Annotated in this window: 18 protein-coding genes and 1 tRNA gene; 12 read left to right on the forward strand and 7 right to left on the reverse strand. The window is 67.1% G+C overall.

Annotated features, from left to right (window positions below; genetic code table 11):
• Nucleotides 1-97: 97 nt before the first annotated feature.
• The gene (gene rpsU / locus FBZ87_RS17560) at nt 98-301 is read right to left on the reverse strand and encodes a 30S ribosomal protein S21 (RefSeq protein ID WP_012567245.1); all 204 of its coding nucleotides are present in this window, start codon (nt 299-301) and stop codon (nt 98-100) included.
• Between the two features lie 355 nt (nt 302-656).
• Here rpsU and def point away from each other — a divergent pair, with 355 nt between their 5' ends.
• Both def and FBZ87_RS17570 read left to right on the forward strand, forming a co-directional pair.
• Entirely contained in the window at nt 657-1,196 is a 540-nt protein-coding gene (def, locus tag FBZ87_RS17565) for a peptide deformylase (protein WP_145611674.1), read from the forward strand.
• Between the two features lie 109 nt (nt 1,197-1,305).
• Nucleotides 1,306-2,025, forward strand: a complete 720-nt coding sequence (locus tag FBZ87_RS17570; protein ID WP_145611676.1) for a COQ9 family protein — start codon at nt 1,306-1,308, stop codon at nt 2,023-2,025.
• Between the two features lie 117 nt (nt 2,026-2,142).
• Here FBZ87_RS17570 and FBZ87_RS17575 read toward each other — a convergent pair whose 3' ends face one another.
• Complete coding sequence (locus tag FBZ87_RS17575) at nt 2,143-3,813, reverse strand: MFS transporter (protein WP_145611678.1); 1,671 nt, start codon at nt 3,811-3,813, stop codon at nt 2,143-2,145.
• A gap of 544 nt (nt 3,814-4,357) precedes the next feature.
• Between FBZ87_RS17575 and FBZ87_RS17580 the strand changes: the two genes are divergently transcribed.
• A tRNA-Ile gene (locus FBZ87_RS17580) sits at nt 4,358-4,433 on the forward strand.
• A 9-nt stretch (nt 4,434-4,442) separates the two neighbouring features.
• Here FBZ87_RS17580 and FBZ87_RS17585 read toward each other — a convergent pair.
• Nucleotides 4,443-5,132, reverse strand: coding sequence for a hypothetical protein (locus tag FBZ87_RS17585; protein WP_145611680.1), 690 nt, complete (start codon nt 5,130-5,132; stop codon nt 4,443-4,445).
• Between the two features lie 278 nt (nt 5,133-5,410).
• Here FBZ87_RS17585 and FBZ87_RS17590 point away from each other — a divergent pair, with 278 nt between their 5' ends.
• Nucleotides 5,411-6,637: an FAD-dependent oxidoreductase gene (locus FBZ87_RS17590; protein WP_246134453.1), complete on the forward strand. Its 1,227-nt coding sequence runs from the start codon at nt 5,411-5,413 to the stop codon at nt 6,635-6,637.
• Between the two features lie 3 nt (nt 6,638-6,640).
• Here FBZ87_RS17590 and FBZ87_RS17595 read toward each other — a convergent pair whose 3' ends face one another.
• Nucleotides 6,641-7,564 carry a LysR family transcriptional regulator gene (locus FBZ87_RS17595; protein WP_145611682.1) on the reverse strand — a complete coding sequence of 308 codons (924 nt, stop codon included), beginning with the start codon at nt 7,562-7,564 and terminating at the stop codon, nt 6,641-6,643.
• Nucleotides 7,565-7,656: 92 nt separating this feature from the next.
• Here FBZ87_RS17595 and FBZ87_RS17600 point away from each other — a divergent pair, with 92 nt between their 5' ends.
• The 4 genes from FBZ87_RS17600 (at nt 7,657) to FBZ87_RS17615 (ending at nt 11,973) form a co-directional block, all read left to right on the forward strand.
• The gene (locus tag FBZ87_RS17600) at nt 7,657-8,895 is read left to right on the forward strand and encodes an MFS transporter (RefSeq protein WP_145611684.1); all 1,239 of its coding nucleotides are present in this window, start codon (nt 7,657-7,659) and stop codon (nt 8,893-8,895) included.
• A gap of 163 nt (nt 8,896-9,058) precedes the next feature.
• Nucleotides 9,059-9,823: a class I SAM-dependent methyltransferase gene (locus FBZ87_RS17605; RefSeq protein ID WP_145611686.1), complete on the forward strand. Its 765-nt coding sequence runs from the start codon at nt 9,059-9,061 to the stop codon at nt 9,821-9,823.
• Between the two features lie 106 nt (nt 9,824-9,929).
• On the forward strand, nt 9,930-10,862 hold the full coding sequence (locus FBZ87_RS17610; RefSeq protein ID WP_145611688.1) for a phosphorylase family protein: 933 nt from the start codon (nt 9,930-9,932) through the stop codon (nt 10,860-10,862).
• Nucleotides 10,863-10,968: 106 nt separating this feature from the next.
• Nucleotides 10,969-11,973: an LLM class flavin-dependent oxidoreductase gene (locus tag FBZ87_RS17615; protein WP_145611690.1), complete on the forward strand. Its 1,005-nt coding sequence runs from the start codon at nt 10,969-10,971 to the stop codon at nt 11,971-11,973.
• An 81-nt stretch (nt 11,974-12,054) separates the two neighbouring features.
• On the opposite strand, the gene FBZ87_RS17620 is transcribed toward FBZ87_RS17615, so the two are convergent.
• The 3 genes from FBZ87_RS17620 to rimO all read right to left on the reverse strand — a co-directional run bounded on the left by FBZ87_RS17620 (nt 12,055) and on the right by rimO (nt 17,220).
• On the reverse strand, nt 12,055-13,743 hold the full coding sequence (locus tag FBZ87_RS17620; protein WP_246134454.1) for a M28 family metallopeptidase: 1,689 nt from the start codon (nt 13,741-13,743) through the stop codon (nt 12,055-12,057).
• 196 nt (nt 13,744-13,939) lie between these two features.
• Nucleotides 13,940-15,616 carry a M28 family peptidase gene (locus FBZ87_RS17625; protein ID WP_145611691.1) on the reverse strand — a complete coding sequence of 559 codons (1,677 nt, stop codon included), beginning with the start codon at nt 15,614-15,616 and terminating at the stop codon, nt 13,940-13,942.
• A 248-nt stretch (nt 15,617-15,864) separates the two neighbouring features.
• Nucleotides 15,865-17,220 carry a 30S ribosomal protein S12 methylthiotransferase RimO gene (rimO, locus tag FBZ87_RS17630; protein ID WP_145611693.1) on the reverse strand — a complete coding sequence of 452 codons (1,356 nt, stop codon included), beginning with the start codon at nt 17,218-17,220 and terminating at the stop codon, nt 15,865-15,867.
• 541 nt (nt 17,221-17,761) lie between these two features.
• Between rimO and rpsL the strand changes: the two genes are divergently transcribed.
• From rpsL to FBZ87_RS17650, 4 genes are all read left to right on the forward strand, one after another.
• Nucleotides 17,762-18,133, forward strand: coding sequence for a 30S ribosomal protein S12 (gene rpsL, locus FBZ87_RS17635; RefSeq protein WP_004274236.1), 372 nt, complete (start codon nt 17,762-17,764; stop codon nt 18,131-18,133).
• Nucleotides 18,134-18,144: 11 nt separating this feature from the next.
• Nucleotides 18,145-18,615: a 30S ribosomal protein S7 gene (rpsG, locus tag FBZ87_RS17640; RefSeq protein WP_088871760.1), complete on the forward strand. Its 471-nt coding sequence runs from the start codon at nt 18,145-18,147 to the stop codon at nt 18,613-18,615.
• A gap of 30 nt (nt 18,616-18,645) precedes the next feature.
• Complete coding sequence (fusA, locus tag FBZ87_RS17645; protein ID WP_145611695.1) at nt 18,646-20,715, forward strand: elongation factor G; 2,070 nt, start codon at nt 18,646-18,648, stop codon at nt 20,713-20,715.
• A gap of 32 nt (nt 20,716-20,747) precedes the next feature.
• The coding region (locus tag FBZ87_RS17650; RefSeq protein WP_246134455.1) for a GTP-binding protein at nt 20,748-20,935 on the forward strand (188 nt) is incomplete at its 3' end.

The raw sequence follows: 20,935 nt of genomic DNA on the forward strand, positions 1-20,935 counted from the left end.
TGGTGCCGGCCACCTTGTCAAAACGCAGGCATGACAAAAGCCGCCCACTGAGCTTCAGGGGCGGCTCCGTCCGTGCGTCTAACAGCGCGTGAAAGGCTTAGTAGCCCTCGCGCTCCAGACGCTTGCGCAGCAGCTTGCGGGCGCGGCGAATGGCCTCGGCCTTCTCACGGGCGCGCTTCTCCGAGGGCTTCTCGTAGTTGCGACGCAGCTTCATCTCGCGGAAAATGCCTTCGCGCTGCATCTTCTTCTTGAGAGCGCGGAGGGCCTGATCGACGTTGTTGTCACGAACCAGCACTTGCACGGGACGTCACCACTCCAAACAGAGTAAAAGGTTAACGGGTAATAGCCAAGACGCACGGTCGCGCAGGCAGCCCGATCGGAGGCCGGTGGTATAACACAGGCCCCCCGCCCTGTGAAGTGAATCCCGCCATGGTCGCGCGGGGCCCCCATGCGTTGCTGGATGGGCGCCTTCGCACTTGGCGTAAGGGGGGCGGCATTCCGCTGGGACGGCCTTATCCAAAGGACAGGCGGCGGCGTCCGGGGTGACAGGGCGCCCCAACCCATGGAAACTAACAGGCTACCCCCTATATCGGGGTAGGGGCGCGCTGGCGCGGGGCCAGGCGGCACTTGATCGAAGATCCAGGGAAGGGGGAACGTTGGCCATCCTGAAGATCGCCCGCATGGGCCATCCGGTGCTGCGCCGTCCGGCCGTGCCGGTAGAGGAGCCGATACCCGCGGTGGTCCGCCAGCTGGCCCAGGACATGGTTGAAACCATGGTCGACTCCTCGGGCGTGGGCTTGGCGGCCCCCCAGGTGCATGTCGGGTGGCGCGTCATCGTCTTCCGCGTCCCGGCGGAGCGGGCGGGCGGGGAGACCGTCGATGTCCAGGTGCTGGTCAACCCGGTGGTGGAGCCTTTGTCGGAGGAAATGCAGTTCGGCTGGGAGGGGTGCTTGTCCATCCCCGGCCTGCGCGGCGCCGTGCCCCGCTACAATCACATCCGGTATCGCGGCCTGGCCCTGGACGGGTCGGTGGTGGAACGCGAGGCGCGGGGTTTTCATGCCCGCGTGGTGCAGCATGAGTGCGACCACCTGGACGGCGTGCTGTACCTGGACCGCATGGACGACCTCCGCTTCCTCAGCTTCACGGAAGAAATGAAGTATTTCGGCACCGAGTCGGTACCCAAGCTGCCCGGTTGAGCCGGTTCACCGTTTCCCTTTGAGGGGGTAGAGGCGGATGGCGGTGCGCGCCTATACTGGCGCAAACCCCGCGGCCGCCGGCCGCCCGTCCGTTGCAAGGGACAGCCCCATGGTCACCCCTGACACCCCCACCCCGTTCGCCTCCCGCCCCGCCGATGACGTGGTGGATGAGCGCCTGGTTTTGCGCGACCGGCTGATGCTGGCCGTCCTGCCGCACGTGGCCTTCGACGGCTGGTCGGCCGCGGCGCTGCGCCAGGGCGCGGCCGACGCGGACATGGGGGCGGCCCAGCTGGCGGCCCTGTTCCCCGGCGGTGTGGCCGACGTGGTGGCGCAGTTCAGCGACTGGGCCGACCGCGCCATGCTGGCGCAGCTGGCGGGCCGGGACCTGACCACGATGAAGGTGCGGGCGCGGGTCACCCTGGCGGTGCGCGTGCGCCTGGAACTGCTGGCGCCGTGGGCGGAGGCGGTGCAGCGCGCCAGCTCTTTCCTGGCGCTGCCCACCCACGCCGGCTTGGCCGCCCGCCTGCTGTACCGCACCGTGGATGCCGCGTGGTACGCCGCCGGTGACCAGTCGACCGACTTCAACTATTACACCAAGCGGGCCCTGCTGGCCGCGGTGCAGACCGCCACCGTGTTGTATTGGCTGAGCGACCGGTCGCCCGACCATGCCGACACCTGGGCCTTCCTCGACCGCCGGATCGAGAACGTCATGGCGGTCGGCAAGGGCATCGCCACCCTGTCGCTTCCGAAGCTGTCGTCGCTGAAAGGCTGGGGCGGCCTGGTGCCCTCACCCCTGCGCTTCTCCCGCCATCTGCGCCAGCGGGCGTGATGGGGCGGGCGTGATGAGTGTGTACGACGGGCGGATGATCGCGTCGGCCGTACCATGAAGAAAGGGCCCGGACGGGGATGTCCGGGCCCTTCGCCATTCAGCGCCGCAAAGCCGCGCTTACTTGTCGTGGCTGATTTCCGTGTCCTTGGTTTCCCGCACGAACAACAGGCCGATCACGAAGGTGATGGCGGCCACGATGATCGGGTACCACAGGCCGGCGTACATCTGGCCGGTGGTGACCACGATGGCCAACGAGATGGCGGGCAGGAAGCCGCCGAACCAGCCGTTGCCGATGTGGTAGGGCAGGGACATGGAGGTGTAGCGGATGCGCGACGGGAACATCTCCACCAGCATGGCGGCGATGGGGCCGTAGACCAGGGTCACGTAGATGACCAGGACCCACAGCAGGAAGGTCAGCGCCGGCTTGTTGATGGCGGCGTCATCGGCCTTGGCGGGATATCCTGCGGCCTTCACCGCGTCCGCCACCGCCGCGTCAAACGCCGCCTTCTTCTCCTTAGCGTCCGGCGCCTTGGCGTCGTAGCTGTCGATGACCGTGTCGCCGATCTTGATCTGCGCCACGGAACCGGCGCCGCCGTCGATCGCGCTGTAGGGCACGCTCTTGCCCACCAGCGCCGCCTTGGCCACGTCGCAGCTGGACGTGAACTTGGACGTACCGGCCACGTTCAGCTGCCAGGTGCATTCAGCCGGGTCGGCCGTCACCGTGGCCGGGCTGGCGGCCATGGCGGCCTCCAGCGCCGGATTGCCGAAGTGGGTGATGCCACGGAAGATGGGGAAGTAGGTCAGGATGGCCAGGGCCAGGCCGGCCAGGATGACCTTCTTGCGGCCGATGCGGTCCGACAGGCTGCCGAACACCACGAAGAAGGGGGTGGCGAACAGCAGGGCGACGGCCGCCAGGGTGTCGGCGGTGTTGGGGTCGATCTTCAGCGTATTCTTCAGGAAGATCTGGGCATAGAACTGGCCGCAGTACCAGACGACGGCCTGGCCGGCGACGACGCCGAACAGGGCCAGCAGCACGAACTTCAGGTTATAGAGGTTGCCGAAGCTTTCCAGGATGGGTGAGGACGAGGTCTTGCCCTCGGCCTTCATCTTCTTGAACAGCGGCGATTCGTCCAGCTGCAGGCGGATCCAAAGGGACACGGCCAGCAGCAGCAGCGACACCAGGAAGGGGATGCGCCAGCCCCAGGCCTCGAAGTCCGCCTTCGGCAGGCTCGTGCGGCAGGCCAGGATGACCAGCAGGGACAGGAACAGGCCGCCGGTGGCGGTGATCTGGATCCAGGCGGTGTAAGCGCCGCGCTTGCCGTGCGGCGCGTGCTCCGCCACATAAGTGGCCGCACCGCCGTACTCGCCGCCCAGGGCCAGGCCCTGCAGCAGGCGCAAGCTGATCAGCAGGATGGGCGACAGCACACCCACCGAGTCATAGCTGGGCAGGAAGCCGATGACGGCCGTCGACAGGCCCATGATGACGATGGTGACGAGGAAGGTGTACTTGCGACCCACCAGGTCGCCCAGCCGGCCGAAGACCAGGGCGCCGAAGGGGCGGACGAAGAAGCCGGCCGCGAAGCCCAGCAGCGTGAACACGTCCTTGGCGCCCTGCGTCGGCAGGCCCGAGAAGAAGCGGGCGCTGATGATGGAGGCCAAGGCGCCATACAGATAGAAATCATACCACTCGAACACGGTGCCAAGGGACGAGGCGAAGATGACCTTGCGCTCCTCCCCCGTCATGCTGGTCGAGGCCCCATTGGTACTGCTGCTGGCGATGTTCGCCATCGTGACTTCCTCCCATGGATGTTCTGGTATTGGCTGGCGGCGGGGCTGGTGCTGGCGTTCACGCTCCTGGCCCGGGACGATCCCGGCCCGGTGGCGGCGCCGTGCCGCTGGTGGCCCCGCGGGGCCCGGTAACGGGCGTCCGGTTGGACGTCTTAAGTCGGATTGCTGCCGCTGGCCCCCCTTCGCGTATATGTCCCCCCGGCCCTGGACGCGCATGCCCCTGGGCCTGACACTCAACCGCTTTGGCGGACCCCGTTGGCCGGAGCCTCATGCGGGTCGCCCTGCCGGGGCCCACGTTCGCCGGGTGTTACCGCTACCCCAGGTGCCACCGCGGCCATTTGCCGCCTGGACAAAGGATGCAGTCACCGCCCCAAGCCTTGCAAAGGTAGCACCTCAGTCTTGAAGCGGCAACATGGCATTCACCTGGCAACGCACGTCAAATCAAAAGGATAGCGGCGCGTTTCCAACGGTTTGGGCGGTGTCGCAAAAAATTTATGAAGGGTGTTGCAAGCCGCCTTCCTACCCGGCAAAGTGCCGCCCGCGTGGGCCTGTAGCTCAACGGTTAGAGCCGGCCGCTCATAACGGTCTGGTTGCAGGTTCGAATCCTGCCGGGCCCACCACGCCTTCCCTCAGTCGAAATCGAAGACGTTGGTTTTGGCCAATGCCGTGCCCAATGCCAGAATATTGTCCGGCGTAGGGTCGATGCGGCCATCCGGCGCGAATGTGATTTTCCGCTCCTGCGACCGCATTGCGTTGAAAAAGACGGCCCGGTAGCGAAGGCTCATCATGAGGTAGCCAACCTGCGGCACCGTCAGGGCTTTGCCGCCATTGGCCATTTGTGCCGCCTCCACCACATCGTTCCAGCCCTGCAGGTCGGCGGTCGCTTCGTCCGTCATCTTGAGCATGATGAAGGTCGGCAGATCCCGCGCCGTGCCGTCCGGGGCGCGCGGTTCCGGCGACGGGGTTTTGGCGTGGGCCGCCAGGTGTCCAAGGACGAACGTCGTGTTGTTGGGCCGGATGGAGTCCGCCTCGACCACGTCGAACGGCCGTGTGTTCGCGACATCGCCCAAGAAGGTCGGGGTGAAAAGGATCTTCCCGTCCCGGGCACCGGCCCCGAACTGGTTCAATCGGCCCGCCGTATCGATCTCGAATCCCTTCAGCAGGCCGTTGGCGGCCAAAGCCGACAGTTCCGCCGCCAATGAGGGTGAGGCGGTGATGGCGTCCGTCACCTGGGCCGCCTGCTGAGGCGGCGCCTGCTTGGTGAATTCATCCAGGAGGGCTTGCAAGGGGACGCTTAAGGAAACGGCCAGCACGGCCATACCTGCCAGTGTGCTCACGGAACGGCCCCATCGCTTTTCGATTTCTGACTTATGCCGGCTTGAAAGCCACCACTCTCATGGGGCCTGTCGCCTGCCCTAAATTGCCACCAATCCGTGTCATGGCAAAGCGCCGCCGATGGGGACGGGCCGGAACCACCCCCCGGCCCCGTATTTCGACCGTCGCGGACAAAGTCCTGGTTTCTCAGGATAATCTTTTATCCTATCGTTTCTGGACGGTGGCGTCCCGGAGAGCGCCCACAATCAATAAGGGGGATGGCATGGCGGTTGAGCGCTTGGACGGCGTGGCCAGGGGGATGGGTCGGCGCGATGTGTTGGCCGGCGTTGGCGCGGCTGCCGCCCTCGCGTTGGCGGGCTGTGCGGTCAACGTGGAGGGGGGCCGGCATGGTGGCGCGCCGGAGGCGGCGCGGTCGCCCCTGATGCTAACGCCCATCCGGGCCACGCCGGACCGCATCACCCGCATCACCGTCTGCACGCGCCCCTTCCGCGCCCAGGGCCCCCGGCTGGAGGTGGAGCGCATCGGCCAGAAGCTGGTGGTCCACCATTACGGCCATGGCGGCAGCGGCTGGTCCCTGTCCTGGGGGACGGGCCTGGTCGCCACAGAGAAGGCCATGGCCTTGGGCGAGCGCGACATCGCCGTCATCGGCTGCGGGGCTATCGGCCTGACGACGGCGCTGCAGCTTCAGCGCGCCGGCGCCAAGGTCACCATCTATGCCAAGGACCTGCCGCCTGACACCCGGTCCAGCTTCGCCACCGGCGTCTGGTCGCCGGATTCGCGCATCTGCCTGGAACAATACGCCACGCCGGCGTTCAAGGCGCTGTGGGCGCGCATGTGCCTGACCTCGTTCCAGGCCTACCAGAGCCTGCTGGGCCTGCCCGGCACCCCCATCGAGTGGGTGGACAACTACAACGTCTCCGACCAGGCCAACCGGGAGCGCCACGAACCGGTGACCGACGGCCGGCCCCCCTTCGCCGACGCCTTGCAGCACGAGCTGTTGCCAACTTTGACACCCCATTCCGTCGATGTGCCGGCGGGTCTGCATCCCTTCGGCGCGCGCTTTGTTCGGCGCAACACCAACATGGTGTTCAACATTTCCAGCTACGCCCGCCTGCTGCTGGATGAGTTCCACGCCAACGGCGGCCGCATCGAGGTGCGGGAATTCCGCACCCCGGCGGATTTCGCCGGCGTGGCTCAGAAGGTGCTGGTGAACTGCACCGGCTACGGCGCCCGCGCCCTGATGGGCGACAACTCCATCATCCCGGTGCGGGGCCAGCTGGCGCGCATGATACCGCAGGACGATGTGCACTACGGCCTATTCTACAACGGCGTGTCCTTCGTGCCCCGGCGCGACGGCTTCGTCTTCCAGGCGGTGGGGCCGGACGATTATTACGGCTACAACGACGACAGCATTGAGCCCGACCGGCCACTGGTGGAGCAGTCGGTGCGCATCATCGCCAGCCTGTTCCCGCCGCCGGCGTTCGGGTGACCCTCAACACCCCATCCCCTCCGCCACCGCCGCCACCTGCTGGCGCAGCCAGACATGGCCGGGGTCGGCCTGGTGGCGGGGATGCCAGGCGGCCATGAAGTGATAGCTGCGCCGGTTGGGCAGGGGCAGGTCGAACAGGTCCAGCTTCTCGGCATAGCGGCGGGCCAGACGGCTGGGCAGGACGCAGAGATAGTCCGTGGCCAGCAGGATGGGCACGGCCAGCATGAACTGGTGGATGGACAGGGCCACCCGCCGCCGCCGTCCCAGCCGCTCCAGATCCTCATCCACAAAACCGACGAAGCCGCCGCCGTTGGTAGACACCAGGATGTGCTCCTGAGCGCAATAGCCGTCCAGGTCCAGGGGCCCGGCACCCCGCGGATGGCCCTTGCGCTGGGCCACCAGATACCGCTCCCCCGCCAGGCGGCGCACCGTCATGCCGGTCTGGACCATGTTCTGCGAGCCGATCAGCAAATCGACCTCGCCCCGCTGCATCTGGCCCAGGACGCGTTCGGCGTTGGGCGCGCGGAAGGACAGGCGGATGCCCGGGCCCGCCACGGCGCGCAAGCGCTCCATCAAGCCCAGCCCCACCGCCACCGTGCTGTTGTCACTGGCGGCGATGGCGAAATCGCGGGTGGCCGTCAGGGGGTCGAAGGCCGGCGGCCGGCGCACCACCGTCTCCAGCTCCTGCAAGGCGGCGCGCAAGGGCGCCTGCAGTTCCAGCGCGCGGGTGGTGGGCACCATGCCCCGGCCGGTTTCCGAGGGCACGAACAGGGGATCGTGGAACAGGTCGCGCAGGCGGGCCAATTGCGCCGACAGGGCCGGCTGGCTGATGCCCAGGCGGGCGGCCGCCCGGGTGACGTTGGCCTGGTCCAGCAACGCGTCCAGCGAGACCAGCAGGTTCAGGTCCACACCCCTGAGATCGATCATGATTATGGGTCCGATATTGATGATCGATTTCAATTATAGCCAGGCGAGCACTATCTCACCAGGGCATCGCCAATCCCGAGGAGGCCTGCCTCATGTCCCCTGCTCTGATGTCCCGCTCGGCCGACCATCCGGAACCCGCCGCCCCTTGGCCTGCCTGGCCCCTGCGCCTGCTGGCGCTGGCTTATTTCACCATGGGTACAGGCACCCTGGCGGTGGTCGGGGCCTTGCCCCCCATCGCCGCCTCACTGTCTTTGCCACCCAGCGCGGTGGCGCTGATGGTGTCCGCCTTCGCCGCCACCTTCGCCGTCGCCGCGCCGGTGGTGCAGATGGTGGCGGGGCACCTGCCGCGCCGCACCCTGTTGCTGGCCGGCCTGGGCATCCTCGGCGCCAGCACCCTGCTGTCGGCCGGGGTGGGCAGCTATCCCCTGCTGCTGATCTTGCGCATCCTCTCGGGCGTGGGGGCCGCCTGCGTCGGGCCGGTGGTGTCGGCCCTTGGCAGCACCCTGGTGCCGCCCCAGCGCCAGGGCCGGGCCCTGGCTATCGTCTTCAGCGGCATGACCATGGCGTCGGTCGTCGGCCTGCCGCTGTCCGCCTGGCTGGGGGAACAGATCGGCTGGCGCCCCATGTTCGTCGGGCTGGGCGTGTGGACCTGGGGCGTGGCGCTGGCCATCGCGCTGGGCGTCAAGGATCGGGGGCGGGGTCATGCCCTGGGTCTGGGGCAGTTGGCGGCCGTCCTGCGGCGCCCGGGGGTGGCGGGGGGCGTCGCCCTCATGGTCTGCCAGATGGCGGGACTGTTCACCACCATAACCCTGATCAATCCGCTGCTGCGCGACCGCTTCGGCGCCGATACGGCGCAGACGTCGCTGGCCCTCATGGTGCTGGGGCTGTCGGGTCTGGCCGGCAATTATCTTGCCCGCTGGCTGGCCGACCTGTGGACCGCCGACCGGCTGGTGGCCGTCAGCCTGGGCGGCCTGACCGCCATGTTCCTGGCCATGGCCGCTGCCCCGGCCCGGCTTTGGGCCGTCCTGGCCCTGTTGGCGCTGTGGGCGCTGGCCAACGACCTGTTCATGCCCTCGCAGCAGCGGCGCATGGTGGAACTGGCGCCGGAGGTGCGCGGCCTGGTGCTGGCCCTGAATTCGTCGGCCCTCTATGTCGGCATGGCCGCCGGCTCCTTCACCGCCGGCGCGGTCTATCCCGTGGCCGGGGTGGGTGCCCTGCCGCTGGCCTCCGCCGGTTTCATGGCCGCGGGCCTGGCGCTGCTGGCCGCCACGCGGCGCCGGGTTATTGCGGATACGGAACCAGGCGCGGCCGTCTGCCCTGCGGCGCGATGACCCGTTGCTTGCAATTCCACAGCTTTTTCTGACGCGCGGGATTGATTTATGGCGCCGGCTCCGCACTTTCTAGCGGCAGCCGGCCGCAATGGACTTGATCGGGGGAACCTGATCGGGGGCCCATCCTTGGCCAAAGGCTGACATCCAGGGAGGGAAGGGAACAATGTCTCGCGTCTCCGTCATCGTGCTGGCCCTGGGGCTGGCCGCGTCCAGCCTGGCGCTCACCGCCAGCGCCGCCACCGCACCGTCACCCGCGATCACCGCCGCCGTCGCCGACAGCAACCGGCCGCAGGCCGACAAGGATCGCGACGCCGACCGCAAGCCGGCCGAGATGCTGGCCTTCGCCGGCGTGAAGGCGGGCGACAAGGTGGTGGATTTCATGCCGGGCGCCGGCTACTTCACCCGCCTGTTCGCCAAGGCGGTCGGCCCCAAGGGCAGGGTCTATTCCCTGCTGCCCAATGAGATCGCCACCCGCTCGCAAAAAGCGGTGGACGGACAGAAGGCGCTGGCGGGGGACAAGGCCTATGGCAACATCGTGCCGCTGGTCGAGCCCGTGAACGCGCTGACCTTCCCTGAGAAGGTGGACGTGGTCTGGACCTCGCAGAATTACCACGATGTCCACGCCTTCATGGGCGCCGAGGCGGCGGCGGCTGTGAACAAGGCCATCTTCAACGCGCTGAAGCCCGGCGGCGTCTACATCGTTCTGGACCATGTGGCCGAGGCCGGCTCCGGCGTGCGCGACACCAACACCCTTCATCGTATCGACCCCGAAACGGTGAAAAAGGAGGTGGAGGCCGCGGGCTTCGTGCTGGAGGGCCAGGACGACGCCCTGCACAACACGGCGGACAACCACACGCTCAAGGTCTTCGACCCCGCGCTGCGCGGCCACACCGACCAGTTCGTCTTCAAGTTCCGCAAGCCGAAGTAAAAAGAGTTCTTCATGACCGGGGCTGCGTCAGGGCCTGTTTTGGCCATTGCGCAGCCCTTTGTTTTTGCGGACCCTTTAGCCATCAAGACCAAGAAGGGGACGGGGCATGGCGAAGGGGATCGCGGCGTTGGTGGCGGGCCTGGTGATGGCCGCCGCGGGTGCGGCCACTGGAGAGATGTCGGGTTTGGCGCTGGCCGGCACGGCCGAGACCCCCTACCGGGTGCTGGACGGCTATGCCCGCCACGACCACCAGGAACGGTTGAACACCCCGGCCGATGAGGTCGACTGGCTGCGCAAGAACCGCTTCATGCATGGCGAGCTGGACGATTTCCCGGCCGACGCCATCGTGCTGCACCGCGTGGATGTGGAGACCTATCTGGACCAGGCGGGCTTTCAGGGCAGCTACACCCATTTGTCCTACGGCTTCACCGATCCCACGGACCTGTGGGTGGTGCGCAAGGCCGGTACGGCCCCCTTCGTCGTGGCGCGCGGCCTGCCCGGCGCCGGCGGCATCACCACCCAGGTGGCGGAGTTGCAGGCCCTGGGGGCCCGCCGGGTGATCCATGTGGGCACGGCGGGCCTGTTGTCGCCGGACGTGCCCTATGGGCAGATCATCGTGTCCGACGGCTCCTACCGCGATGGTGGCGCCTTCCTGCTGGCGCCCGACGCGCGGCAGCAGGTGGCGCGCCCGGATAAGGACTTCACCGCCCGGGTGCGCGCCGCCGCCGCCCGCTCCGGCCTGCCCAGCGCCCGGGGCATCGGCTACACCATGCCTATCTACTATTTCCAGCCGGGCAGCATCCTGCGCGACCTGCTGGCCATCAAGGGTTTGGACAAGCCCACCTTCGTGGAGATGGAGGAGGGGCCGTTCTTCACCCTGGCCACCCTGATGGGCCTGAAGGCGGCCAGCGTGGTTGTGGGGTCCGACCGTCTGGTCAACGACGGCGGGCGCCTGCACCAGTCGCTGTGGGACGGTGACCTGGACGCCCTGGAACTGGCGGCGTTCAAGGTGGCGGTGGATGCGGTGCAGCGGCCTTGAACGGGAACCGGAACCCTGTGACCGGCCTCACCTCGAAAAGCCGCGCGGGCGTGCTTAGGTAACCCTTGGCAGTTCCGTCGCGGTTCGAAGAAAGGCCGGTCCCCCCGTGTCGCTTCCCATTCCCTTGTCCGTCCTGGACCTTTCCCCCATCGTCGAGGGCGGCACCGCCGCCCAGGCCCTGCGCAACACGCTGGATCTCGCCCGCCATGCCGAGGCCCTGGGCTACCGCCGCTTCTGGGTGGCGGAGCATCACAACATGACGGGCATCGCCAGCGCCGCCACCTCGGTGGTCATCGGCTACATCGCCGGCGGCACCAAGAGCATCCGCGTGGGCGCCGGCGGCATCATGCTGCCCAACCATGCCCCGTTGGTGATCGCGGAGCAGTTCGGCACACTGGAGTCCCTCTATCCCGGCCGCATCGACCTGGGTCTGGGCCGCGCGCCGGGCAGCGACCAGCGCACCGCCTGGGCGCTGCGGCGCGACCGCTCGGACAATGGCGACAATTTCCCCCGTGACGTGCAGGAGCTGCAGGCCTATTTCCGCCCGGCCCAGCCGGGGCAGGCGGTGCGGGCCGTGCCCGGCGCGGGCCTGGACGTGCCTCTGTGGATCCTGGGGTCCAGCACCTTCGGCGCCCGGTTGGCGGCGGAGCTGGGGTTGCCCTACGCCTTCGCCTCCCACTTCGCGCCCGACCAACTGCTGGAGGCGCTGCACGTCTACCGCCAGTACTACAAGCCCACCGCCGCCAATCCCAAGCCCCACGCCATGGTGGGCATCAATGTCTTCGCCGCCGACACGGATAAGGAGGCTGAGGTGCTGTTCACCTCCCTGCAGGATCGGTTTGTGGCTTTGGCCCGTGGCAACCCCGGCCCCTTGCGCCCGCCACAGCCGGGCGTGCAGTGGAGCCCGGAGGAGCGCGCCTGGGCCGACCGGGCGCTGCGCTACTCCGTCGTGGGTGGGCCGGAGACGGTGCGCCATGGCCTCGGCGCCATCCTGCAACAGACCGGCGCGGATGAGATCATGGTGACCGCCGCCATCCACGACCATGCCGCCCGGCGGCGGTCGTTCGAGATTACGGCCCAGGTCGCCGGGCTGGCGCCGCGCCTGGATTGAAGCCGGGGAAGCTTGGGCCCGCACCCCGCACGGATCAGCGGGTAGAGAAAAAGGCCGCCCGGCGAGGGGCGGCCTTTTGTCTTACTTGCCCATGGACTTGTCGCGGGCGGCCTTGAACTCGGCCTTGTCGTACCATTTCGGCCAGTCGGTGCCGAAGGCCAGCGGGCGGCTGAGGTCATAGATCATGTTGACCTCCATGGCCCCGCCGCTGAGGTCCAGGTCCGGCGACCATTTGTCGGAGGGCTGGTGGTAGTGGAGGCGGGTGAACTCGTCCTCCTTGGTCTTGCCCCACTCGGCGCCGTTGGCCACGCTGTCGATGCCGCTGTGGGCGTAGATCACGGGGATGCCGATCTTGGCCAGGTTGAAGTGGTCGGAGCGGTAGTAGTACCCGCGCTCGGGAAAGGGCTCCTGGTTCAGCGCCATCATGTGGGCGTCGGTCCAGGCCTTGAGCCTGTCCTCCAGGTCGGACTTGCGCCCGCCCACCAGCACGATGTCGCGGGTCAGGCCCACGCTGCTCAGCATGTCCATGTTGAAGCCCGCGACCGTCTTGTTGGGCGCGAACAGGGGATGCTGGGCATAGTACTCGGAGCCCAGCAGGCCCTGCTCTTCCGCCGTGTAGGCGATGAACAGCAGGGTGCGGTCGGGCTTGGGGCCCTTGGTATAGCGCTTGGCGAGCTCGATCAGGCCGGCGACGCCGGAGGCGTTGTCCATGGCGCCGTGGTAGATGGTGTCGCCGTTGATGGCCGGACCGATGCCCAGGTGATCCCAGTGCGCGCCGACCAGGACCATTTCGTCCGGATGCTTGGCGCCCGGGATGGTGCCGATGACGTTGTGGGAGATGACGTCGCGCTCCGTCGGCGTGATGCCGACCGACATCTTCAGGGGCAGGGGCACGGCCTTGAAGCCGCGGCGGGCGGCGCTGTCCTTCAGGGTGTTGAAGTCCAGCCCGGCGGCCTGGAACACGGCCTTGGCCTGGTCCAGCTGCATCCAGCCTTCCACGGCGGACCGGGTCTTCAGCCCGCCGTCGGCCGGCATCAGGCTCAGCTTGGGGATGCTGCCGCCGTTGGCGACGACGCCCCAGGGATAGCCCGCGGCGCGCGTCTCATGCACGATGATGGCGGCGGTGGCGCCGTGGCGGGCCGCCTCCTCGAACTTGTAGACCCAGCGGCCGTACCAGGTCATGGCGCCGCCGCCGAACAGCGCAGGATCGCCGGTGGCATAGCCGGGGTCGTTCACCAGGATGACCACCGTCTTGCCGCGCACATCGACGCCGGCATAATCGTCCCAGCCGAATTCCGGCGCCGTGATGCCATAGCCCACGAACACCATGTCGTTGTCCTTGACCTGGACATGGGGGGTGCGCTGGCGGGTCCAGACGATCATGTCGCTGAAATACTCCAGCGACAGCGGCGCGGCCTTGGGGCCGGTGATGACCATGGGGCCGTCGGCCTTGCTGACAATCTCCGTCAGGGGGACGTTCTGCAGATAGCTGCCGTCCACGGCGGGCTTCAGGCCGATCTTCTTGAACTGGTCCTGGATGTAGGCGATGGCCTTGTCCTCGCCCGCCGTGCCGGGCTTGCGGCCTTGGAATTCATCGGAGGCCAGGATGCGGATGTGCTCGGACAGGGCCTGGGCCGTCACCGGGGCCACATCCTTGGTGACCTTGTCGGCCGCCAGCGCCGGTAGGGCCACGGCCGCCGCCAAAACGCCCATCAGGGCCAGCGCCGCCGTGCCTTTCAGCAGGCCGGCGCGTTTGTTGTGGGTTCGCATGGATGTTTGCGTTCCTTGTCGTTGCTCGGGGGCGCGTCCATTGACGCCCCTCAACCGCCCCCGTCCCCTGCCTGGGATACCTCTACTTTGGATACCCTTACCTGGAGATCGGGGGCGTGTGGGATGCGACCCAGCGGTCGCAACCCGACTGAAAAAGGCCGCCTTATCCTCTGCCGGGGTCCGGCGGCCCTCACGCTCATTTGCCCTGGGACTTGTCCCGGGCGGCCTTGAACTCGGCCTTGTCGTACCACTTGGGCCAGGCATCGCTGGACGCCAGGTCGCGACTGATGTCGTACCACATGTTGACCTGGACGGCGCCGCCGCGCAGGTCCATCGCCGGCGACCATTCGTCGGAGGGCTGGTGGTAGTGCAGGCGGGTGTATTCCTCCTCCTTCGCCTTGCCCCACTCCGCGCCGTGCTCCACGCTGTCGATGCCCATGCCGGCGTCGATGACGGGGATGCCGACCTTGGCCAGGTTGAAGTGGTCGGAGCGGTAGTAATAGCCGCGCTCGGGGAAGGGCTCCGGATTCACGACCATGCCGTGGGCATCGGTCCAGGCCTTCAGCCGTTCCTCCAGGTCGGACTTCTTGCCGCCGACCAGGACCACGTCATGCACGGGACCCAGCACACCCAGGCCGTCCATGTTGAAGCCGGCCACCGTCTTGCCCACCGGGTACAGCGGGTGCTGGGCATAGTATTCCGAGCCCAGCAGGCCCTGTTCCTCGGCCGTGTAGGCGATGAACATCAGGGTGCGGTCCGGCTTGGGGCCGTGGGTATAGCGCTTGGCCATCTCGATCAGGCCGGCGACGCCCGTGGCGTTGTCCAGCGCGCCGTTATAGATGGTGTCGCCGTTGACCGCCGGGCCCACGCCCAGGTGATCCCAGTGCGCGCCCACCAGCACCACCTCGTCCGGACGCTTGGCGCCGGGGACGATGCCGACCACGTTGTGCGAGACGACGTCGCGCACCACCGGGGTGATGCCCACCGACATCTTGGCGTTCATGGGCACGGCCTTGAAGCCGCGCCGGGCGGCGCTGTCCTTCAGCGTGCCGTAGTCCAGGCCGGCCGCCGCGAACAGCTCCTTGGCCACGTCCAGCTGCACCCAGCCTTCCACAGCCGACCGGCTCTGCAGCCCGCCGTCGGCGGGCATCAGGGTCAGCTTGGGCACGCTGTTGCTGTTGGCGACCACGCCCCAGGGGTAACCGGCGGCGCGCGTCTCATGCACGATGATGGCGGCGGCCGCACCATGGCGGGCCGCTTCCTCGTACTTGTAGGGCCAGCGGCCATACCATGTCATGGCGCCGCCGCCGAATAGGGCGGGGTCGCCGGTGGCGAAGCCCGGGTCGTTCACCAGGATGACGACCGTCTTGCCCTTCACGTCCACGCCGGCATAGTCGTCCCAGCCGAACTCCGGCGCCGTGATGCCGTAGCCGACGAAGACCAGATCGCTGTCCTTCACCTCGGCATGGGTGGTGCGCTGCCGGTTCCAGACGATCATCTGGCTGAAGTATTCGTACGACAGGCTCTTGGCCTGGCCGTCCTTGCCCGTGGCCGTGAACACCATGGGGCCGTCGGCCTTGCTGGTGACCTCGGTCATGGGCACGTCCTGAAGGTAGCCCTTCGCGCCGGCTGCGGGCTTCAGTCCGATCTTTTTGAACTGGTCCTGGATGTAGGCGATGGTCTTCTCCTCGCCCACGGTTCCCGGTTTGCGGCCCTGGAAATCGTCGGAGGCGAGGATTTTGACGTGGGCCGACAAGGCCTCGGGCGTCACCGGGGCGGCGTCCTTGGCCTGCCCCATCGCCGTGGCCCCGACATCGAGCGCGAGGGCCGCGGCGAAGAGCGCCGTGGCCCCTGTGCGTAGTCTGGCTCCCATAAGTGCGAATCCCCATTGTCTTGGTCGTGTCGCCGGCGGTTACCCCGCGATAGCGCCGCTTGGGGCGAGAGCATACGGGGGTACCGGCCGGGAATCCAAGACCCTGGGCGGGCCTGCTGACGAAAGTTGGATATTGGATATAGCGGGACAATCACCCAGTCGCCACGCCCGTACGGAAAAGGTCGGCCATCCCTGGCCGGCCCCGTCGCTTCAATAAGGACTGGTGGGATAGGGGGAAGGGCTGGGACTTAGGCGTCCACGCGGGTGCCCCACAGGTCGTATTCCTCGGCGTGCTCCACCGTCACCTGGACGATGTCGCCCGCCGCGACGCTGGTGTCGCCGTTCAGGAAGACGCTGCCGTCGATTTCCGGCGCATCCGCCGCGGAGCGGCCGATGGCGCCTTCCTCGTCCACCTCGTCGATGATGACGTCGATGGTGCGGCCCACCTTGGCCTGCATGCGCTCCTCGCTGATGGCCTGCTGGTGGGCCATCAGGCGATTCCAGCGCTCTTCCTTCACCTCTTCCGGCACGGCGCCCTCGATGGCGTTGGCGGGGGCGCCCTCCACCGCCTCATACTTGAAGCAGCCCAGTCGGTCGATCTTGGCCTCCGACAGCCAATCCAACAGGAACTGGAAGTCCTGCTCCGTTTCCCCGGGGAAACCGACGATGAAGGTGGAGCGAATGGTCAGGTCGGGACAGACGTCGCGCCAGCCGCGAATCCGGTCCAGCACCTTCTCCTGGTTGGCCGGCCGCTTCATGGCCTTCAGCACACTGGGGCTGGCGTGCTGAAAGGGGATGTCCAGATAGGGCAACACCAGGCCTTCCGCCATCAGGGGGATGACCTCGTCCACATGCGGGTAGGGGTAGACGTAGTGCAGGCGCACCCAGGCGCCCAGCCCGCCCAATTCACGGGCCAGGTCGGTCATGTGGGCGCGGACCTTGCGGCCCCTGAACTCGCTTTCGGCATGGCGCAGGTCCAGGCCGTAGGCGCTGGTGTCCTGCGAGATGACCATCAGTTCGCGCACGCCGGCGTTCACCAGGCGCTCCGCCTCGCGCAGCACGTTGCCGGCCGGCCGGCTGGCCAGGTCGCCGCGCAGCGAGGGGATGATGCAGAAGCTGCAGCGGTGGTTGCAGCCTTCGGAAATCTTCAGATAGGCGTAGTGGCGGGGCGTCAGGCGCAGGCCCTCGGGCGGCACCAGGTCGGTGTAGGGGTTGTGCACCGGGGGCAGGTGGTCGTGCACCGCCGACACCACCTGCTCATACTGGTGGGGGCCGGTGACGGCCAGCACGTTGGGGTACATCTCGCGGATGCGGCCCTCTTCCACGCCCATGCAGCCGGTGACGATGACACGGCCGTTCTCGCGCATGGCCTCGCCGATGGCGTCCAGGCTTTCCTGCTTGGCGCTGTCCAGGAAGCCGCAGGTGTTGACCAGCACCACGTCGGCGCCGTCGTAGCTGGGCGACACCTCATACCCTTCCGAGCGCAGCTTGGTCAGGATGCGCTCGCTGTCGACCAGGGCCTTGGGGCAGCCCAGGCTGACGATGCCGACCTTGGGGGCGCCAGCGGGGGACGTGGTGGAGGTGATGAGGGTGGGCTTGCTCATGGGCGGCGCTCGGGAATCCAAAAGGGCGCCAACAAGGCCAACCCCATGCCGCCTGCGGTCGGCGGAGGTCCCCTCGAAAGCGCGCTTACACTATACTATAAGGTGAGCGTCCGACCTTGGTGGTGCCGCCGCCCGTCTGGTCCGGGTATATAGCGGCACCGGGGCCGTTTGCCCATCCCCCGCGCTGTCCGGAGCGCGTGCCAGGCGCGCAGGGGAGGGGCCCGCAATTGTGGGGCCGCCCCCTGTTCTGGACGCACGGCTTACCCTGGATTTTTGAGTCCAGAGCGCTTGACGGGCGGGGCCGACCTCCATATAGTCCGCCCACATTTTTCGAGGGGCAGGCTGTAGGCCGCCCTTGCGGGCTAGACGCTGTCTCTCAAAAAGACCCCCTCGAAAATCTGTATAGCCGCACCCGAGTCCTTGTTCGGACGGCGTTTGCAAGGCCCGCGCGGAGCCAGTCAGTGCTTCGTGACGGGACTTTCGTCGTTCTGGGCATGTGTTTGGGTGCCTTGTTGTTGGAACTGTGAACCGAGAGCGGTAGATGCCGACGATCAACCAGTTGATCCGCAAGTCCCGTGAGGGCGTGCCGGAGCGGGACAAGGTCCCGGCGTTGCAGGAATGCCCCCAGAAGCGCGGTGTCTGCACGCGCGTCTACACGACCACCCCGAAGAAGCCGAACTCGGCGCTGCGTAAGGTCGCCCGCGTGCGGCTGACCAACGGCCACGAGGTCATCAGCTACATCCCCGGCGAGGGTCACAACCTGCAGGAACACTCCGTGGTGATGATCCGCGGCGGCCGTGTGAAGGACCTTCCCGGCGTGCGCTATCACATCATCCGCGGTTCGTTGGATACCCAGGGCGTGAAGGACCGTCGCCAGCGTCGGTCCAAGTACGGCGCCAAGCGTCCGAAGTAAGGAGTTAGTCTATGTCCCGTCGTCGTCGCGCCGAAAAGCGTGAAGTCCTGCCGGATGCCAAGTATGGCGATACCGTGCTGACGAAGTTCATGAACTGCCTGATGTACGACGGTAAGAAGTCCGTCGCCGAGCAGATCGTTTACGGCGCTTTGGAGCGTATCGAGGGCAAGGTGAAGGCTGATCCCATTCAGCTGTTCCACGATGCCCTGAACAACGTCCGTCCCTACCTGGAAGTGCGTTCCCGCCGCGTCGGTGGTGCGACCTACCAGGTGCCGGTTGAGGTCCGTCAGGACCGCGCCCAGGCCCTGGCCATCCGTTGGCTGATCGCCGCCGCCCGCGGCCGGTCGGAGAACACGATGACCGAGCGCCTGTCGGGTGAGCTGCTGGACGCGGCCAACCAGCGCGGCGTTGCCGTGAAGAAGCGTGAAGACACCCACCGTATGGCGGAGGCCAACAAGGCCTTCTCGCACTACCGGTGGTAAGGTTGGGACCAGCTTAGGCCTTAAGGAATCATGGCGCGCTCCCATCCTCTCGATCGTTACCGGAACATCGGCATCTGTGCCCACATTGATGCCGGCAAGACGACGACGACCGAGCGGATCCTGTACTACACCGGCAAATCCTATCGCATGGGCGAGGTCCACGAGGGCACCGCCGCGATGGACTGGATGGAGCAGGAGCAGGAGCGCGGCATCACCATCACGTCGGCGGCCACGACCTGTTTCTGGCGTGACCACCGGGTGAACATCATCGACACCCCCGGGCATGTCGACTTCACCATTGAGGTCGAGCGGTCCTTGCGGGTGCTGGATGGTGCGGTGGCGCTGTTCGACGCTGTGGCCGGGGTCGAGCCCCAGTCGGAAACCGTGTGGCGGCAGGCGGATAAGTACGGCGTGCCGCGCATGTGTTTCGTGAACAAGATGGACCGGGTCGGCGCCGACTTCTTCGGCACCGTCCAGATGATCCGGGAGCGGCTGGGCGCCAATGCGGCGGTCCTGCAGCTTCCCATCAAGACGGAAGCCGGCTTCTCCGGCGTCGTCGACCTGGTGAAGAACAAGGCCATCGTCTGGAAAGAAGAGACGCTGGGCGCCGAGTTCTTCGAGACGGAAATTCCGGCCGCCCTGGCCGCGCAGGCGAGCGAATACCGCGCTCGCCTGGTCGAGCAGGCGGTGGAAATGGATGAGGACGCCACGGAGCGCTACCTCGAGGGTGAGGAACCCGACGAGGCGGCGCTCAAGGCGCTGATCCGCAAGGGGACGATCGCGCTGCGCCTGGTTCCGGTGTTGTGCGGCTCGGCCTTCAAGAACAAGGGCGTTCAGCCGATGCTGGACGCCGTTGTCGACTTTCTGCCCTCGCCGCTCGACATCGCCGATGTCGCCGGCGTAACGCTGGACGGAGAACCGGCCAGCCGGCGGACGGACGACGCGGCGCCCTTCGCCGGCTTGGCGTTCAAGGTGATGAACGATCCTTTCGTCGGCGCGCTCACCTTCGTCCGGATTTATTCGGGGCGGATGGCGGTCGGCGATCGCGTGCTGAACGCGAGCAAGGGTGAGAAGGAGAGCGTCGGCAAGATGTTGCTGATGCACGCCAACACCCGGGAAGAGATCGAGGCGGCATGCGCGGGCGACATCGTCGCCCTGGCGGGGCTGCGGAACACGACGACGGGTGAAACCCTGTGCGATCCGGAAGCGCCGCTGGTGCTGGAACGCATGGAGTTCCCGGAGCCGGTGATCGAGGTGGTGGTCGAGCCTAAGACCCAGGTGGACCACGACCGGATGGCGATGGCGTTGCAGCGACTGGCGTCGGAGGATCCGTCCTTCCGCGTCGGCCGTGACTCCGAGACGGGGCAAACCGTCATCGGCGGCATGGGCGAGCTGCACCTGGAGATCATCGTCGATCGCATGCGCCGGGAATACCGGGTGGAAGCCGATGTCGGCGCGCCGCAGGTGGCGTACCGGGAGACCATCGCCCAGAAGGCGGAGGCGGCCCACACGCTGAAGCGGCAGGTCGGCGCCATGGGGCAATACGCCCAGGTGACGCTGTCCTTCGAGCCGTCCGAGCCCGGCAGCGGGTTCCGGTTCGAGAACAAGGCGGGCAGCCAACTGCCCAAGGAATTCGCCCACGGGGTCCAGAACGGCGTCGATGCCGCCAAGGACAGTGGGGTGATCGCCGGGTTTCCGGTGATCGACCTGAAGGTAGAGCTGGTCGGCGGTGGCTTCCACGACGTCGACAGCTCCGTCGAGGTGTTCGAGCAGGCCGCTCGCGCCGCGTTCAAGGAAGGGATGGCGAAAGCCAAGCCCGTTCTCCTGGAGCCGGTGATGGCGGTCGAGGTGGTCACCCCCGACGACTACATGGGTGATGTCATCGGCGACCTGAACAGCCGCCGGGGACAGGTGACAGGAATGGATCAGCGGGGCAATGCGCGCGTCATCATTGCCAGGGTCCCGCTGGCCAACATGTTTGGGTATGTGAACAACCTGCGCTCGATGAGCCAGGGCCGGGCGCAGTACTCGATGCAATTTGACCACTATGAGCCGGTGCCGGCTGCCATCGCGGATGTCGTTCGCGCCAAGATGGCCTGATCTGGCAGAAGTCAAGAGAAGGAAGAGTAACCATGGCGAAGGCGAAATTCGAGCGCACCAAGCCGCACTGCAACATCGGCACCATCGGTCACGTCGACCATGGCAAGACGTCGCTGACGGCTGCGATCACGAAGGTGCTGGCTGAGACCGGTGGCGCGACGTTCACCGCGTACGACCAGATCGACAAGGCGCCGGAAGAGAAGGCGCGCGGCATCACGAT

The sequence above is a fragment of the Nitrospirillum amazonense genome, assembly GCF_007828035.1.
Lineage (GTDB): Bacteria > Pseudomonadota > Alphaproteobacteria > Azospirillales > Azospirillaceae > Nitrospirillum > Nitrospirillum amazonense.